At 69.2% G+C, this 16299-nt stretch carries 11 protein-coding genes; 5 read left to right on the top strand and 6 right to left on the bottom strand.

What is annotated here, in order from left to right; genetic code table 11:
* Positions 1 to 98 precede the first annotated feature (98 nt).
* Together ASF18_RS08910 and ASF18_RS08905 are read left to right on the top strand one after the other, a co-directional pair.
* Positions 99 to 1139: a PAS domain S-box protein gene (locus tag ASF18_RS08910; RefSeq protein ID WP_056350915.1), complete on the top strand. Its 1041-nt coding sequence runs from the start codon at positions 99 to 101 to the stop codon at positions 1137 to 1139.
* Positions 1140 to 1208: 69 nt separating this feature from the next.
* Positions 1209 to 1634: a SufE family protein gene (locus ASF18_RS08905; RefSeq protein WP_056350912.1), complete on the top strand. Its 426-nt coding sequence runs from the start codon at positions 1209 to 1211 to the stop codon at positions 1632 to 1634.
* A 21-nt stretch (positions 1635 to 1655) separates the two neighbouring features.
* Here ASF18_RS08905 and ASF18_RS08900 read toward each other — a convergent pair whose 3' ends face one another.
* Entirely contained in the window at positions 1656 to 2462 is an 807-nt protein-coding gene (locus tag ASF18_RS08900) for a DUF6456 domain-containing protein (RefSeq protein ID WP_244472634.1), read from the bottom strand.
* A gap of 321 nt (positions 2463 to 2783) precedes the next feature.
* The gene (locus ASF18_RS08895; RefSeq protein ID WP_056350909.1) at positions 2784 to 3218 is read right to left on the bottom strand and encodes a MucR family transcriptional regulator; all 435 of its coding nucleotides are present in this window, start codon (positions 3216 to 3218) and stop codon (positions 2784 to 2786) included.
* A gap of 453 nt (positions 3219 to 3671) precedes the next feature.
* Here ASF18_RS08895 and ASF18_RS08890 point away from each other — a divergent pair, with 453 nt between their 5' ends.
* Positions 3672 to 5825: a S9 family peptidase gene (locus ASF18_RS08890; RefSeq protein WP_056350907.1), complete on the top strand. Its 2154-nt coding sequence runs from the start codon at positions 3672 to 3674 to the stop codon at positions 5823 to 5825.
* 164 nt (positions 5826 to 5989) lie between these two features.
* Positions 5990 to 8347 carry a calcium-binding protein gene (locus ASF18_RS08885; RefSeq protein ID WP_056350905.1) on the top strand — a complete coding sequence of 786 codons (2358 nt, stop codon included), beginning with the start codon at positions 5990 to 5992 and terminating at the stop codon, positions 8345 to 8347.
* A 23-nt stretch (positions 8348 to 8370) separates the two neighbouring features.
* Here the strand turns inward: ASF18_RS08885 and ASF18_RS08880 are convergent, their stop codons facing one another.
* The 4 genes from ASF18_RS08880 to ASF18_RS08865 form a co-directional block, all read right to left on the bottom strand.
* Entirely contained in the window at positions 8371 to 11976 is a 3606-nt protein-coding gene (locus ASF18_RS08880; RefSeq protein ID WP_056350903.1) for an AsmA family protein, read from the bottom strand.
* Between the two features lie 117 nt (positions 11977 to 12093).
* Complete coding sequence (locus tag ASF18_RS08875; RefSeq protein WP_056211983.1) at positions 12094 to 12345, bottom strand: hypothetical protein; 252 nt, start codon at positions 12343 to 12345, stop codon at positions 12094 to 12096.
* A gap of 217 nt (positions 12346 to 12562) precedes the next feature.
* Complete coding sequence (locus ASF18_RS08870; protein WP_056350901.1) at positions 12563 to 13075, bottom strand: DUF2442 domain-containing protein; 513 nt, start codon at positions 13073 to 13075, stop codon at positions 12563 to 12565.
* Positions 13076 to 13085: 10 nt separating this feature from the next.
* Positions 13086 to 13328 carry a DUF4160 domain-containing protein gene (locus ASF18_RS08865; protein ID WP_056211987.1) on the bottom strand — a complete coding sequence of 81 codons (243 nt, stop codon included), beginning with the start codon at positions 13326 to 13328 and terminating at the stop codon, positions 13086 to 13088.
* A gap of 218 nt (positions 13329 to 13546) precedes the next feature.
* Between ASF18_RS08865 and ASF18_RS08860 the strand changes: the two genes are divergently transcribed.
* Positions 13547 to 15913 (top strand): UvrD-helicase domain-containing protein, encoded by a 2367-nt coding sequence (locus ASF18_RS08860; RefSeq protein ID WP_056350899.1) that lies wholly within the window; start codon positions 13547 to 13549, stop codon positions 15911 to 15913.
* Positions 15914 to 16299 lie beyond the last annotated feature (386 nt).

Genomic DNA, 16299 nt, shown 5'->3' with positions numbered 1-16299 from the left:
CCCATCACAACGTAGGATCGGAACGGGCCCATGCCCGGCACGTTGACCGGCGCTGGCTCGGACGGGGCCGGTGTTTGGAACGGGTGGATCGAGACATCATGGCCGCGGACACACCGTCGACCGAGGCGGCATCGGTGAGTGTTATGGGGTGCGGCGAGTTCCGGCGTTTCGCCGATTTCGTGCCCCTGATGATGTGGCGTGCCGATCGCCAGGGGGCCGCCGTCCATCACAACGAATCCTGGCTCGCCTTCACGGGCCGCTCGGTCGAGGAGGAACTCGGCCACGGCTGGCGTCGCGGCCTTCATCCCGACGACCTCGAGCGCCACGCCGCCATCGTGGCCAAGGCGTTCGCCGCGCAGGAACCGTTCACGTCCGAGTTCCGCCTGCGCCGGCACGACGGCGCCTACCGGTGGCTGCTCGATACCGCCAAGCCCTTGCGCGAGAACGGCGATTTCGTCGGCTTTCTCGGGACCTGCTTCGACATCACCGACCGCAAGCATGCCGAGGAGCATTCCGAGCGCGCGCTGGTGGAGAAGGAGGCGCTCCTCGCCGAGGTCTACCATCGGGTGCGCAACAACCTCCAGGTGATGGTCAGCCTGATCGGTCTCTACGGCCGTGCCGCGCCGGCCCCCTGCCGGGGCAGCTTCGAGGCGCTCGGTCAACGGGTCCGCGCCATCGCCCTCGTGCAGCAGCACCTTCACGAGGCACCCCACATCGCCTCCATCGACCTGCGCGACTACCTGCACCGGCTCGCCTCAGGCCTTGGCCAGTTGCGCCGGGCGGGGCGCATCGGCGTCACCGTCGGCGGTCATGGCACCAGCCTCGTCGAGCCGCGCACCGCCAACGCCCTCGGGATGATCGTCGCCGAGGTTGTGTCGGAATGCCTCGACACCACCGCCGAGACGGTCGCCTGCACCATCGCGATCCAGATCGACGCGGCGGCGGGTGGTCCCGTGCGCCTCAGCATTGTCTCCGGAGCGGGAGAGGGCGCCGCCCCCGGCAAGCTCGAGGTGCCGAATCTCGGCCCTCGCCTGATCGCCGCCTATGCTTCGCAGGCCGAGATCGCCGTTCGGGGCATCGGTACGGCCGCCGAACCCCTGGCGCTGCAACTCCCCGAGGTCCTGGCGCAGCCGTCCTGAGGATCGCATTGGCGCCGGCATGGACTATATGCGCAGGGGTGCCGCCGCACAGGAGCCGTTCCCCCACCCATGCTTCCAGATATTGCGACGATCATCGACAATTTCGGCATCCTCGATGAGGGCCCGGACCGCTACGAGTATCTGATCGAACTCGGGCGTGCCCTGCCGCCGTTCCCGGAGGAGTTGCTGACCGAGGAGAACCGGGTCCATGGCTGCGAGAGCCAAGTCTGGGTCGACGCCCATATCGATCGCGCCGAGACCCCGCCCCGCCTGCACCTGCGGGGGACCAGCGATTCGGTGATCACCAAGGGGTTGATCGCCCTCGTCATGGCCCTTCATGACGGCAAGGCGCCGGAGGACATCGCCAAGGTCGACGTCTTCCAGACCTTCAAGGAGATCGGGCTCGGGGCCCATCTGACCTCGAAGCGTTCCAACGGCGTCCGGGCCATGGCGGATCGCATCCACCGGGATGCGATCCGCCTGACAGCCGCCTGAACGGTCCCCGCCAAGAACCGATCAGCCCCGCCGCGCCGCTTGCACCGAGGCTTCCCGCCACAGGCGCGACCGGGCACGGTCCGGCCCGACCGCCGCGCGCTCCAGCCCATAATGTTCGGCCAGGCGCGCCAGGGCGATCCGCGCCACCACCTTCGCCGAGCGGGCCGGCCAGCGTCGCTCCGCCTCGATCCGCTCCAGGCCCTTGAGGAAGCCGCACAGGTCGATCAGCAGGCCGGACAGGTCGCTGCCGACGGCATCGAGGGCCGCCCGGACCCGCTGGCGTGCGGCCAGCATCGCGTCGGAGCCGGCGGCCGGATCCCGCGGACCTGATCCATCGACCTTTACGCCGCTCCAATCCTGACCCATCCGCGGCATCAGCGCGGCCCCGGTCAGGTCCCGGCGCAGGCGTTCCCCCGCCTCGAAGCAGGCTGCGTCGATGAGAGGCGTGCCGTCGCGATCCCGCCGCCGCGCCATCCAGGCCAGGGGGCTCTCGGAAGCATCGCGGACCGGCCGGTCCGGCGCGACGAGGCTGCTCACGAGGTCGAGATGCTGGGCGAGATAGGGTGTCTGCGGGCCGGCCGCTTCCCGGCGCAACCGCGCCCGTCCGGCCGGGCTGATCGTCAGGCGGGCCCGGCGTCCCGAGCCGCATTCCGCGAGATCCCGGGCCAGCAATTCGGCGGCCGCGCTTCGCCCGAAGCGACCGCCGCCGACGGAGATGCCGGTACCGCCCTCCCGGACGATCCATTCCTCGGTCTCGGTGGGATCGGGCAGCGCGTAAGCGCCTTCCTGCGCGAGGGCGTTGAGAAGACGCCGGGCATTGGGGCTCAACACCTCGTTCCCGCAACGGGCGTGCAGAGGGCGGGCGCCATACTCCCGGGCCGGACGCACGGCAGCGATCGACGGGGCAGTCCGATCAATGTTCATGGTTTGTTCCAGTACTCAAGACAGCGGTGGCACGCGCCAGAACGCCGACAGTACGCCGACAGTACGGGAAAAATATCCTAGTTCAAGTCTTGACGGCCATTTTGCCGACCGCTCGTCAGCCCGTCCCGGTTCGGGGTGGTTGGGGCCGGTCGCGACGCGATCGAGGCCTTTTCGCCAATGGAGACGGGCTCCGGAGACCACGGGTGCTCCGGAGTGGTCGCAGCCTCAAGCCGCTTCGTCGTAGTTCCCGCTGCGGGTCTGTCCGAGACCGATCGCCTTCGCGAGGTCCGAACGCGCCTTGGCGTAGTTCGGAGCAACCATCGGGTAGTCGGGCGGCAGGCCCCACTTGGCGCGGTATTGCTCGGGGCTCATGTCGTACTTGGCGCGCAGGTGGCGCTTCAACGACTTGAAGGTCCGTCCGTCTTCGAGACAGATGATGTGATCGGCCGTCACCGACTTCTTCACGGAGATTGCGGGCTGAAGCTGCGCGGCAGGCGTCTTGGCCTCGATCTGGCCGCTGGCAATCTGGGTCAGCGCCCCATGAATGCGCGTGATCAACTGAGCCAGTTCGCCGGGAGGCACCGGGTTGTTGCTCACGTAAGCCGAAACGATGTCGACGGTCAGTTCGACATAATCCGCGGAGTGTTCGATGTCGGTCATAATCGGAAGAGCTCTCCTGACGCGATGCAGTGAATAGGGTACGCAAGCAACTCGACCGCCTTTGCGCCGATGCTCGCTCGTTCCGCGGATCGAACCCGCGGCGTCACCGTCTGTCCTGCATGCGCTATAGAATGCGCAGCAACTTCGCCCGCTACGATTTCTTGATATGCTATTCTCAATGACATCGCAAGACGGGCGCGCGCAGTTCGATAACGTCAAGCAACTGTTGCGAACAATATTTCAACCTTGCCGACTTCTCGGGATCTTCATCCAGGCGTCCGAGCATGAGCCCCCGAGAGACCGTCGGACAGATTGCCGCAGCAGCGGCCGCATCCCTCGTTCCATGTCCCGCACTCCCCACGCGCTTGCTTGCAGCTCACGCTCGCGCCACATGGCACGGCAATATGGAGCGACGCGTCTCCGTGTCTCGACCCTGCGCCAGGATTTTTTGCGATGGCCTCCCAATCAACAAGCCTTTCGGTTTCAGCCACCGCTCCGGTCGCGGAAGTGCGCCCGCACACCTACGAAGTCCACGGCCATGTGATCCGCGACGACTATGCTTGGCTGAAGGCTGAAAACTGGCGGGATGTCCTTAAGGATCCGGCAGCCCTGCCCGCCGATATCCGGGAGCATCTGGCAGGTGAGAACGCCTATTCGGACGCCGCGCTCGCGAACACCACTGCGCTGCGCAAAACCCTCGTCGCCGAGATGCGTGCTCGGATCCGGGAGGACGACAGCAGCGTGCCCGAGCCTGACGGCCCCTATGCCTACTACACCCGCCATCGCGAGGGCGGACAGTATCCGCTGGTGTGTCGGCGGCCGCGCACCGTCGTGGTGATCCCCGGGCAGGGCGCCGAGACGGCGGCCGATGGGGGGCCGGAAGAGGGGGAGGTCATCCTCATCGATGGTGATCGCGAAGGTGAAGGGCTGACCTTCTTCGAGATCGCCGCAGCGGTCCATTCCGATGACCACCGGTTGCTCGCCTGGAGCGCCGACACCAAGGGCTCGGAACTGCACAGCATCCGGGTGCGTGATTTGGAGACGGGCTCCGAGCTGACGGACCGCGTCGAGGCGACCACCGGGGAGGTGGTCTGGACCGCCGATTCCCAAGCCTTCTTCTACGTCGCCGTCGACGACAACCACCGGCCCGCGCGGGTGATGCGCCATCGCCTCGGCACCGCGCAGGACGCCGATACCCTCGTCTACGAGGAGGCCGATTCCGGCTTCTTCGTCCATATCGAGGAGACGCAATCGGGCGACTACCTCATGGTGACGGCCAGCGACCACGAAACGTCCGAGGTTCATCTCCTCGATCGTCGGACGGGGGAGGGTACGCTCACCGTGGTGCAGCCGCGCGAGCCGCTGCTGATCTACTCGGTCGAGAACTGGGCCAACCACCTCTTCATCCTCACGAATGCCGACGGAGCCGAGGACTTCAAGATCGTCACCGCCCGGGTGGAGGCTCCCGGTCGCGAGAACTGGACCGACGTCATCGCCCACCGTCCCGGCGTGATGATCCGTCACCAGCACGTGATCGCCGATCATCTCGTGCGCCTCGAGATCGAGAATGCACGCCCGCGCATCGTCGTGCGCGACACCAAGGGCAACGAGCACGTGGTGGCCTTCGCCGAGGAGGCCTATTCCCTTGGCCTGCAGCCGGGGCACGAGTTCGAGACGGCGGTGATCCGCTTCACCTACTCGTCGATGACGACGCCGGCGGAGACCTACGATTACGACTGCGTCACCCGGGCCCGGCAGTTGCGCAAGCGTCAGACCGTGCCCAGCGGCCACAACCCGGCGGACTACGTCACCCGGCGCCTGTTCGCCACGGCGGCGGACGGCGAGACCGTGCCGATCTCGCTGCTACACCGGCGCGATTGCCCGCTCGACGGTACCGCCCCGCTGCTGCTCTACGGCTACGGCTCCTACGGGACGCTGATGCCGGCCGCCTTCCGCACCAACCTGCTGTCGCTGGTCGACCGCGGCTTCGTCTACGCCATCGCCCACGTGCGTGGCGGGACCGAGAAGGGCTGGCGCTGGTACCTCGATGGCAAGCGCGAGAAGAAGCCCAACACCTTCTCGGATTTCGTTGCCTGTGCCCGCGCTCTGATCGAAGCCGACTATACCGCCCAGGGCCGCATCGTGGCCCATGGCGGCTCGGCCGGCGGCATGCTGATGGGGGCGGTCGCCAACCTCGCGCCGGAGCTGTTTGCCGGCATCGTGGCCGACGTGCCCTTCGTTGACGTGCTGAACACCATGCTCGATGGTGAACTGCCGCTGACGCCGCCCGAATGGCCGGAATGGGGAAACCCGCGCGAGAGCCTCGCGGCCTTCGAGACGATCCTGGCCTACTCGCCCTATGACAACGTGGCGGCCAAGGCCTATCCGGCGATCCTGGCGCTCGGTGGCCTGACCGACCCGCGCGTGACCTACTGGGAGCCGGCGAAGTGGGTCGCGCGCCTGCGGGCGACCATGACGGGCGGTGGCCCGATCCTCCTGCGCATCAACATGGAGGCGGGGCATGGGGGCGCCGCCGGGCGCTTCGATCGCCTGGAGGAGGTCGGCCTGATCCAGGCCTTCGCCCTGCTGGCCGTCGGCAGGGCCTGAGAGGCGTACGCGGGCGAAGGTCGAGCCAGATCGAGGGGCGGGACGAAATCCCGCCCCGAATTGCTTCGAACCGCGCAACTTTATTGATCCTTGTAAGATCCGCCGCATCCCTGGTCGGCATTCTCCCGCGAGGCAACTTTTGGTTGTGGCCCGAGGGGGTGTGCATGACGAGAATTTCAGTGACATGGGCCGATGATTGGTCCCGGAGCCAAGCCGGCGGGCGAGCGGACCTCATCCTAGCCACTGCGCAAGCTGCCGCCGATGGTTGGGGCAAGTATATCCAGGGCAACGGCACGATCGACCTCACCGTCGCAATCGGCAACGTCGGAGGTGGGAATTATCTCGCGAACGGGGGTCCGAACGGAACCTGGGACGGACGCTTCTCGGCAGCCATTCACAAGGCGCGCTTGGGTTGGGACGGAAATGGAGGCGCTCCGGACGGGAAGGTGACCTTGGGCGAGCACCGGCTCGACAGCTTGTTTTACGATCCGACGGGTGCGGCCTCTGTTCCGTGGGATAAAATCGATGCCTATTCGCTGTTCCAGCATGAATTCGGGCATGCCCTGGGATTCGTCGACCTTCCGGCCACATGGTCCAACGGGAACAACGAGTTCTCTGGGCCCAACGTTCAGGCTTCGAACGGCCGCTCGATCCCGCTCGACGACTCCCGCTCCCATGTCGCCGGTCGAGAGGATCTGATGGATCCCTGGTCTTCTATGGGCAGCCGTGCGCCGATCACGGATCTCGATCTCGCGATCTTCCAGGATATGGGCATGCCGATCGCCACCGAGCGGGCTGACCGGATCGGGCTCGACTACCCGAACGAGGAATTCTTTGCCTTTGGTGGGGACGACTGGGTCGATGGCGGGTGGGGCGACGATCGGATCGACGGGGGGACCGGCGACGACAGCCTGTTCGGCAGCGGCGGCAACGATATGCTGATCGGTGGTGCGGGCGACGATATCCTGGATGGGGGGTGGGGGTACGACACCCTCGATGGCGGCGAGGGCCGCGACCGGGCGACGTATTCCGGTAACCCCGCCGACTTTGCCGTCATCTACGATGCCACCAGCAGGGGCGGCGCCCTCAGGATCAAGAACATCGCCAGCGGCGAGGTCGACATCCTCATGGGGATCGAATCCCTGCGCATCGGCGACGTCGAACTTGATGTGAAGGGTTTGTTGGCTCACCTCCGGGCACGCTTCGGCCCCATCGGGACCGACTCCAAGAGCCGGTTCGAGATGCTGTTGACGGACACCTCCGACGAAGCCTTCGTGGCCGACATCCCGGAGATCGACGGCGGCTTCGTGGCGAGCGCCCTGGTGCGCTTCGATAACCTCGCCGGCGGCAGCCATCAGCGCGTCTTCGACACCGGAAACGGAGCGTGGAGCGATAACATCTGGCTCGGCCAGGTCGGCAGCAGCCGCGACATGGGCTTCGAGATCTATGCCGGCTCCGGCGTGCATCGCATCGTGGCCAAGGATGCGATCGTGCAGGGGGTCGAGGCGCGCTGGACGGCTGCCGTGGACCCCAACGGGCGCATGAGCCTGTCCAAGGACGGGGTCCTCCTGGCGCAGGGGCAGGGTGAGGTCCCCCGCGACATCGTCCGTACGAGCGACCTCGTGGGCAAGTCCAACTGGTCATACGACACGGACCTCATGGGCACCGTCTACGACCTGAGCTTCAAGGCGGACGGAGTCGCCGATCTTCATGGCGCCTTCTCGGCCACCGCCAAGGTCCGGTTCGACGATCTCGATGCGGGTCCCTGGCAGCGGGTCTACGACCTGGGCAACGGAACGAGTGGCGACAACGTCTTCCTCGGCCAGATCGGGACGTCGAATGACATGCAGTTCACGATCCAGAACGGGAGCAGGGAGGGAACCCTGATTGCCAGGAATGCGATCGTGGAGGGACAGGAGGCGTCCTGGACGACCAGCGTCAACGAGGCGGGCTGGATGCGCCTGTTCAAGGACGGTACGATCCTGGCCGAGGGGCAGGGCGTCGTGCCGAAGGACATCGAACGGACCAATGAGTTCGTCGGCAAATCCCCCTGGTCCATCGATGCCCCGCTGGCGGGCAAGGTCAGCGACCTGGAGGTCACCGCGTACAAAGGGATCCCAGAGATCGAGGGCGCCTTCAAGGTGTTCGCCGAAGCCCGCTTCGACGATCTGGCCGGTGGCAGTTACCAGCGCATCTTCGACACTGGCAACGGGGCCTGGGAGGACAACGTCTGGCTCGGTCAAGCCTGGACGGGTGACGACATGGCCTTCGAGATCATCGCGGGGTCGGAAACCTACCGGATCACCGCCTACGATGCGATCGTGGAAGGCGAAACGGCCCGATGGCAGGCCAGTGTGGACGACGGGGGCTACATGCGCCTGTTCAAGAACGACACCCTGATGGCCGAGGGTCCAGGGGGCGTTCCCCGCGATGTGCTCCGCACCAGCGATCTGGTGGGGAAGTCGAACTGGTCCTACGATGCCGACTTGGCCGGTCAGATCAACGAGCTGATCTTCATGTAGAACGGTACCGCCCACCCCTTCCGCTAGGGGCCCGGGGGCGGACCCTCCCGGTCCCGGGGCGACTCCGGCTCGCTGCGCTGGCGGCGCGCCGCCTCTTCGGCGGCCCTTTCGGCCTCCTGCTGGGCCGCTTGCTGTGCCCGCAGACGCGCCTGGCGGGCGGCGTCCTCGGAGGCCGCTTTCTCGGCCGCCAGCTTGTCCGCCGCGGCCTTGATGGCGAGGGCGCGGGCCCTGTCCATCTCGATGCGGGCGCGGCGGCGCTGGCGCTCGCTCTGGTCGGCTTCGAACAGCTCGATTTTCTCGAGTTCGCGCTGGAGCACCAGGGCGGCGAGCCCGTTGGTCACCGGTCCGGCGTCGATGCTGCGCTCAGGGTTTCGGATCGGGCCGCTGAAGCCGAGCTGGATCGAGGGGTTCGCCCCGCTCCAGCCCTTGGGTGCCTGGCCGGCGAGGAGAGACCCGCGCGCATCGATGCGCGCGTCCCGCAGGTCGACGCCGAGAGTCCCGCTCCAGCGCGCGGATCCGAGGGGCAAGGTCAGCGGGCCGGCCCGCAAGGTACCGCCGATGAGGTTCACCGGGCTCGAGACCGGCCCCTTCACGGTGAGCGGGCCCGCGCCGAGCTCCTCGGCCGCGAGGGCCTGCAGGCGGCCTTCCCGCAGGGGATCGTCCTCCGCGAGCGCCCGTGTCAGCGCCCGATCGAGACCGGCCGGATCGGCCCCCGGCAGGCTGAGGCCGGTGAGCGTGAGGGTGCCGCTGCCGCCGAGGTTGTTCATCAATCCGGTCAGGCTCTCGCCCGAACTGCCGAAGCGGACCTGGGCGGAGACCCGACCGTCCACCGTCCCCGGGCCGACCAAGCCGGGGATCGCCGCATCGGTGATCTGGCCCTCGCCGGAGAGCGCGGCGGCGCCGCCCTGACGTGTCGAGGTCGCGCGTCCCGCGATGCGTCCACCGGCGAGGGTCGCGTCGAGGTCACGCAGGGTCAGGGTCTCGCCGTCCAGGGTGACGCCGAGGGTCGCGCCGGTCGCCGTGAGCCCGCGCCCGAGGTCAAGGCTGTCGACCCGGAGGCCGAGGGAGACCGCCGGCCGGCCGGCCGGAACCGGCGCGAACCGCGCGCTCGCGGGGCTCTGGCCGGGTCCGCGCGGGGCCTCGGTCGGCAGGATCGTGGCACTGGCCAGAAGCGGCAGGGCGAGGCGGGTCAGGGACGCGCTGCCGCCGATCGCGCCCTCGGCCGTGCGGGTGAGGTCGGCCGAGACGGGCTGGCCGGCGATCCGGCCGACGACGCCCAGGCGCAGGTCCGGGCCGGCCCGCGACAGGCGCAGACCGAGATCGGCCGGCAGCGGCCCGGGGATCGGCACGGCGCTGCCCGCCAGGGTGAGGAGCGGCGCGAGATCGGGCAGGGCGAGCTGAAGCGCGCCGGCTCGCGGCAGGGGCTCGGCGGCGTCGAGGAGGATCGGCTGCACCGTCGCGACGGTGATGTCGGCGACCGTCCCGCTCAGGCGCAGGGCGAGCGCCCCGGGAGACGCGGTGCCGTCGGACGGGGCGGGTACGCCGGCGATGCGCAGGTATCCGGGCCGGCGCAGGGCCGGGACATCGGTGCGCCCGAACCAGGGGGCCGCGTTCGCCGTCGCGATGGTGAGGTCGAGGGTGTCGATGCGGCCCGCCCGGCTCAGGAGGTCGAGGTCGAGGGTGCCGCCCGCCGCGTCGCCCTTGGCGCCGACCCGCAGGGTGTCGGCCGCGCCCGCATCCCGCTCGAGGTTGACCGCGAGGTCGAGGGCCCCGTTTCGCAGGAAGGCCGGGACCCGGCGGGCCTCCGCCACCCAGACCCGGTCGAGGAGCGCGAACAGGGGGGCGGCCACCGCCGCCGAGACCTGCCCGGCGATCCGGCCCGTGCCGTCCGGGCTGATCCGGCCGGAGAGCTTGGCATTGGCGCCGGCCAGGTCGGTGATGGCGAGGCTGTCGACTACGAGGCTCGGGCCGTCCGACTGGATGCTCGCCGCGATGGTGCCGTTGCCCGAATGAGCGCCGGCGGGACCGTAGCGCACGTCCCGGGCCTGGAGCGTGATCCCGACATCGTGGCCCCGCAGGTCCGCGAGGGTGCCGCTCAGCACCGGCAGGGCGGCGATGTCGATGCCCTGCGCGGCGAGCTGTGCATCGAAGCGGCCGCGCGCCGGTCCCTCGGCCGCCGTGTAGCGGGCATTGCCGGTGATGCGGGCCTCGCCGAGCCCGAGGCGCAGGTTGCGCAGGGATACCGTGCCGGCGGCCACCGAGAGGTCGGTATTCACCTGCACCGGACGACCGTCCATCACCGCCACGGCCGGGCCTTCGAGCCCGAGGCGCCGCAGGTAGCGGCCGAACCCGTCGGAGGCCGGCGTGTCGAGGGACAGGCGCCCGGTGAAGCGCAGGCCGGTCTCGGTGTCGATCTCACCGCTGGCGCCCAGGGCCGTGGCGCCCGGCGCGGTGACGTCGAGGCGGCGCAGCACCACGCCGCCGGTGCGGTCGAGGGTGCCGCTGGCGGCCAGCCCCGTCCACTCGTCGAGGCCGAGGGCCAGGCTCTCCGCCGCGAGGTCCAGGTCCACCATGATCGGCAGTCCGAGGCCGTTGCGGCCGCCGGTGTTCGGCAGGCCGCGGGCGATCAGCGCCTGTCCGGCCGCCGAGGTCAGGAAGGCGTCGAGGTCGAGGCGACGGGTGGAGAGCGCCAGGGCGCCGCGCCACTGCTTCAGGTCGAGCTGACCCGAGCCGCCCAGGCGCAGGGCCTGGCCGCCGGGATCGATCTCCAGGGCGACGTCGGTGAACCGGGCCGTCAGGCCGCGCCCCTTGAATTTGCCGGCAAGGGAGAAGGGCAGATAGGCGCCCGCCGCCTGGACCGGCGGCCCGACGACGATCCGGGCGCTGCCTTCGGCCACCGCCGAGGTCAGGCGCCGTCCGCCCGTCGCCGTGCCGGCGGGTGCGAGGCCGATGCGGGCATCGGCCTCGAAGCGGGGCTGCGTGTCGCCGCCGCCCGCGATCTTCACGTTGACGCCGTCGGGCCCGAGCTCACCGGTCGAGACCCGGAAGGGGACGCCCCGGCTCGTGCCTTCGGCCCGCCAGGGGCCGACGAGGGCGGGCGCGGAGACCTGAAGGGCCTCGGCGTAGAACTGCTCGGTCCGGCCCGTCGCGAGCACCTGGGTCGTCAGCACGAACTGCCGGATCGACAGGTCCTCGATGGCGAGGTCGCGCCGCAGGGCCGCCGACAGCCCGCGCGTGGGCAGGAGCATCGCCTCGCCATCGGTGACGGGGAGCTTGACCTCCGCCCGGCCGACCCGCGTCTCGGTGAACAGGATCTCGCCCTTCAGCAGGGGCGCCAGGGCGATCTCGGCCTTGATCCACTGCAGGTCGAGCTGGGGCTGGTCGAGGGCGGGCTTCTGCGCGGCGCCGGCCCCGGACCCCAGTCGCAGGCGATCGAGCTTGAGGCGCGGCGAGGGCAGGAGCCGGACACCGATACGGCCCTCGGTCTGAGCCGCGACCCCGAGGGAGCGCGCGATCGTCCGGTCGATCGTGCCGCGATAGCCCTCCCAGGCCACGAAGGGCGGGACGGCGAGCGCCGCGACGAGGAGCAGGATGACGGCGCCCGCCAGCGCGGTCAGGATGTCACGCACCGTCTCTGTTCCGCCTCGTCACCCGGGTCGGGCCCCGCTCCGTCGGCGGACATAGCACAGGGAACGCCCGCGCGCGCCAGGGCCGGCGCGCCGGGTCCGGCGCCCCGGGGCCGCGGCTCAGCGACGGCCCGGAACGACGATCGGGGCGGGGGGCGCGCTCGGCCGGAACAGGTCGCCGCGCTGGATCTGCAGGCGCGTCTGGTTGGTGTCGAATTGCTGGCGCTGCTCGATGCCCCGGAGTTCGCTGCGGTTGGACAGGCGCTCGTTGGTGGCATTCAGGCTGTCGACGCCCCGCGACGAGACCTGGGCGAGGGCCGGACCGGCGGCGAGGAGCGCGAGGCCGGCGAGAAGGGCGGGGGAGCTACGCATGGCGGCGTCCTTGTCAGGTGCACTGTGATGTCGTGATCTGGTGAGACGACCTGCCGGTGGGAAGGCGGGTTCCGGTTTTCGAAGGTTCTGCGACGCTGCGTGAGACTGCCGCATCGATCGTCGGCAGCGACGGGAGGTTGCGGGTTTCCGTCCTCTTCCGTCCTTGGCCGCCGGAGTCTCAGTGTGTCGCGGTCTCTGCCTGGCGGACCGCGCCACCCTACGCCGCGCTGGGTGCGCCCACGCGGCGCGGGCGGCCCCGCTTGCGCGGCCGGTAATGGGCGTGGAGCAGGATCGGGTCGCGCAGGGCCGCCCGACACGCCATCGCAACGGGAGTCGGCACCGCGCTGATGCCCGCCTTGTAGGCGTTCCACGTGCTCAGCGAGAGGCCGAGGAAATCCGCGGATTCCTGGTTCGACAGTCCGGCGGCTGTCTGCCACGCAGTCACCTCCGCGCGGCCGAACCGCCGCTGTTCGTCCGCGATCAGCCTGAGATGATGCTCATCGATGGCGAGGTCCCCGTCCTCGCTGACCCATTCCACGGAGGTCCCGTGATCTCCGAGCCGGACCGTCGCGAACAGGGCCGGATCGTTCAGAGGCGACAGGATCTCACCGCCGGTGGCGATCCATCCGGCGAGGTCCACGCGGTCGGACCGGTCGTCGCGCCACATCACGCCGAGGCCGGTGGGACCCGTGGCGATGACGGTTGAGATGCGGGGCAGGGGATCGTTCACGGCAACCTCCTCAGGCAATCGGGAAGCGGGCGTTGGTCCGATTCCATTCGGCCGCGACGGCGGCACGGTTCTCGGCGGCCCAGGCCAGGGCCTCGCGCTCGATCTTGCCCGGCAGGGCGCCGGCCAACAGTCGGAGGGTGGCAATCTCCACGAGAGCCTCGTCATCCGGTGTCAGGATGTGGAAATGCGGCGGCAGATGATCGTTGGCATAGAACCGAATGATGATGCTCCCCGACTGATAGAGCTCGCCCATCGCCGCGCCTCACCCATCCCGTCGAGACATAGTCCTGGCCCGGGCTGGCGGAAATTCCTCATCCGATTTTCGGATGAATTTAATCGCCGATCCGACACTCTCCGGGATACGAGGTGCGTCCGAGATGGAGCCTCGGAGACCGTCAAGGCGGAGGCCGGGCCACTCCGGAAACGCGCGCGACCCTCGACGCCGTTCGCGTTTTGGTCCAGGGATGCGCGATGACTCAACGCTTCGACGCGGCCGGCGCATCCGCCTCCGACGCCGCCCCGACCTCCATCGCCGCCCGTGCCATGGCCTCCCTCCGGCCGCAGGGCTCGCCCTACCTCGAAGGGCTGAACGCCGAGCAGCGCCGCGCCGTCGAGGCGACGGACGGGCCGGTGCTCGTGCTGGCCGGGGCCGGCACCGGCAAGACACGGGTGCTGACGACGCGCATCGCCCACCTGATCGCGACGGCCAGGGCGCGGCCCTTCGACATCCTCTCGGTGACCTTCACCAACAAGGCCGCGCGCGAGATGAAGCACCGCATCGGCGGGCTCATCGGGCCGGCCGGCGAGGGCATGCCCTGGCTCGGCACCTTCCACTCCATCGGCACCAAGATCCTGCGCCGGCACGCCGAACTGGTGGGCCTGCGCTCCGACTTCACGATTCTCGGGATGGACGACCAGCTGCGGCTGATGAAGCAGGTCATCGTCGATCAGAACATCGACGAGAAGCGCTGGCCCGCGCGCGCCCTGTCCTCGGCCATCGACGGCTGGAAGAACCGCGGCCTCCTGCCCGAGCAGGTGCCGCCCGGCGAGGCCCAGGCCTTCGCCTTCGGCAAGGGCGGGGCGCTCTATGCCGCCTATCAGGCCCGGCTCCTGACCCTCAACGCCGCCGATTTCGGCGACCTGCTGCTGCTCTGCCTCAAGCTCTGGCGCGAGAACCCGGACGTGCTGGAAAACTACCAGCAGCGCTTCCGCTACATCCTCGTGGACGAGTACCAGGACACCAACGTCGCCCAGTACCTCTGGCTGCGCCTGCTGGCGCAGGGCCACCGCAACGTCGCCTGCGTGGGCGACGACGACCAGTCGATCTACGGCTGGCGCGGCGCCGAGGTCGACAACATCCTGCGCTTCGAGCACGACTTTCCAGGCGCCGTGGTGGTCCGCCTGGAGCGCAACTACCGCTCCACCGGCCATATCCTCGCCGCCGCCTCCGGTCTCATCGCCAAGAACGAGGGCCGCCTCGGCAAGACCCTGCGCACCGAGGACGTCGCCGGCGAGAAGGTGACGGTGTCGGGCGCCTGGGATTCGGAGGAGGAGGCCCGCCAAGTGGCGGAAGCCATCGAGAGTCTCCAGGCCCAGCAGCATCCCCTCTCGGAGATCGCCGTGCTGGTGCGCATCTCGGCCCAGATGCGCGAGATCGAGGACCGGTTCGTCCAGCTCGGCCTGCCCTACCGGGTCATCGGCGGCCCGCGCTTCTACGAGCGGGCCGAGATCCGCGACGCGCTCGCCTATCTGCGCGTCACCGCCAACCCCTCCGACGACCTCGCCTTCGAGCGCATCTTCAACACGCCCAAGCGAGGCCTCGGCGACGCCACCCTGCAGGCGCTGCACGCCTATGCCCGGGCCGAGCGGGTGCCGCTGCTCCAGGCGGCCCGCCTCGTCGTGGAGACCGACGAGCTGAAGCCCCGCGCCCGGTCCGGCGTCCGCGCCCTGGTCGAGAGCTTCTCACGCTGGGCCCGGCTGGTGGGAACCCAGCCGCATTCGGAGGTGGCGCAGACCATCCTGGAGGAATCCGGCTACACCGAGATGTGGCAGAAGGAGAAGTCGGCCGACGCCGCCGGACGCCTGGAGAACCTCAAGGAGTTCGTCCGCTCCATGGAGGAGTTCCCGGACCTCGCCGCCTTCCTCGAGCACGTCTCGCTGGTCATGGAGGCCAGCGAGCAGGAGGGGGCCGACCGGGTCTCGCTGATGACCCTCCACGCCGCCAAGGGCCTGGAATTCGACACCGTCTTCCTGCCGGGCTGGGAGGATGGCCTGTTTCCGAACCAGCGGGCGCTCGACGAGAGCGGCCGCGCCGGGCTGGAGGAGGAGCGCCGCCTCGCCCATGTCGGCCTGACCCGGGCCCGCAAGCGCGCCAAGCTGTCCTTCGCCGTCAACCGGCGCATCCACGGCCTGTGGTCCTCCACGGTGCCGAGCCGCTTCATCGACGAGTTGCCCGAGGACAGCGTCGATGTGATCGATGCCCCCGCCCACTTCGCGGCCGGGGCCTCGCGCTTCGACCGGAACCCGGCGCCCTTCGGCTCGTCCTACGGCACGCCCGGCTGGCAGCGGGCCCAGGCCAATACGGCGCAGTCCGGAAACGCCAACGGCTACGGGGTCGGCAACCGTTCGCCGGCCAGTCGGGGCGGCCCGCGCCAGATCGAGGGCGAGCTCATCGCCAAATCGACGGGCGCGCCCTCCGCTTTCAGCGTCGACATGCGGGTGTTCCACACCAAGTTCGGCCCCGGCACCGTCGCGGGTGTGGACGGCAACAAGCTGACCGTTGATTTCGACAAGGCCGGCCGGAAGATGGTCCTCGACAGCTTCATCCAGGCGGCCTGATCGCGGGACGCGGGGGCTGCGGAGGACGTCGGGCGGATGCGGACTGCGTCTTCTGCGACACAGCCCAGGGCAATCGACCGCCGCGGCGGATCGGCTCCTGCAGCGCAGCATCGACGCAGACTTTTTACATCATTCCGAAGAATAGTGGATGTCACGCCCCTGTCGCGCCCGGCGCGGCATGGTGCGTGCAACGCACAGTCCTGCGGTCATCGGGACCGTATCGAGAATCCACAGCCTTGAGGGACCCGTCTGGAACTTGAGGGCGGTCTCCGGATTGGCTGTGAAGCGGGCGAAGTCGAAAGGATCGCCGAAACGGGATCAATCGAAAGTGATGCGAAGCAAGTTCAGCAAGTCAGGCTCAGATTAAATCCAGGTTGGCAAGTCCG

Origin of the sequence: Methylobacterium sp. Leaf89 (assembly GCF_001422215.1) — a bacterium.
In the GTDB taxonomy this organism is placed as follows: Bacteria; Pseudomonadota; Alphaproteobacteria; order Rhizobiales; family Beijerinckiaceae; genus Methylobacterium.
This window is presented reverse-complemented; position numbering and strand designations above follow the sequence as displayed.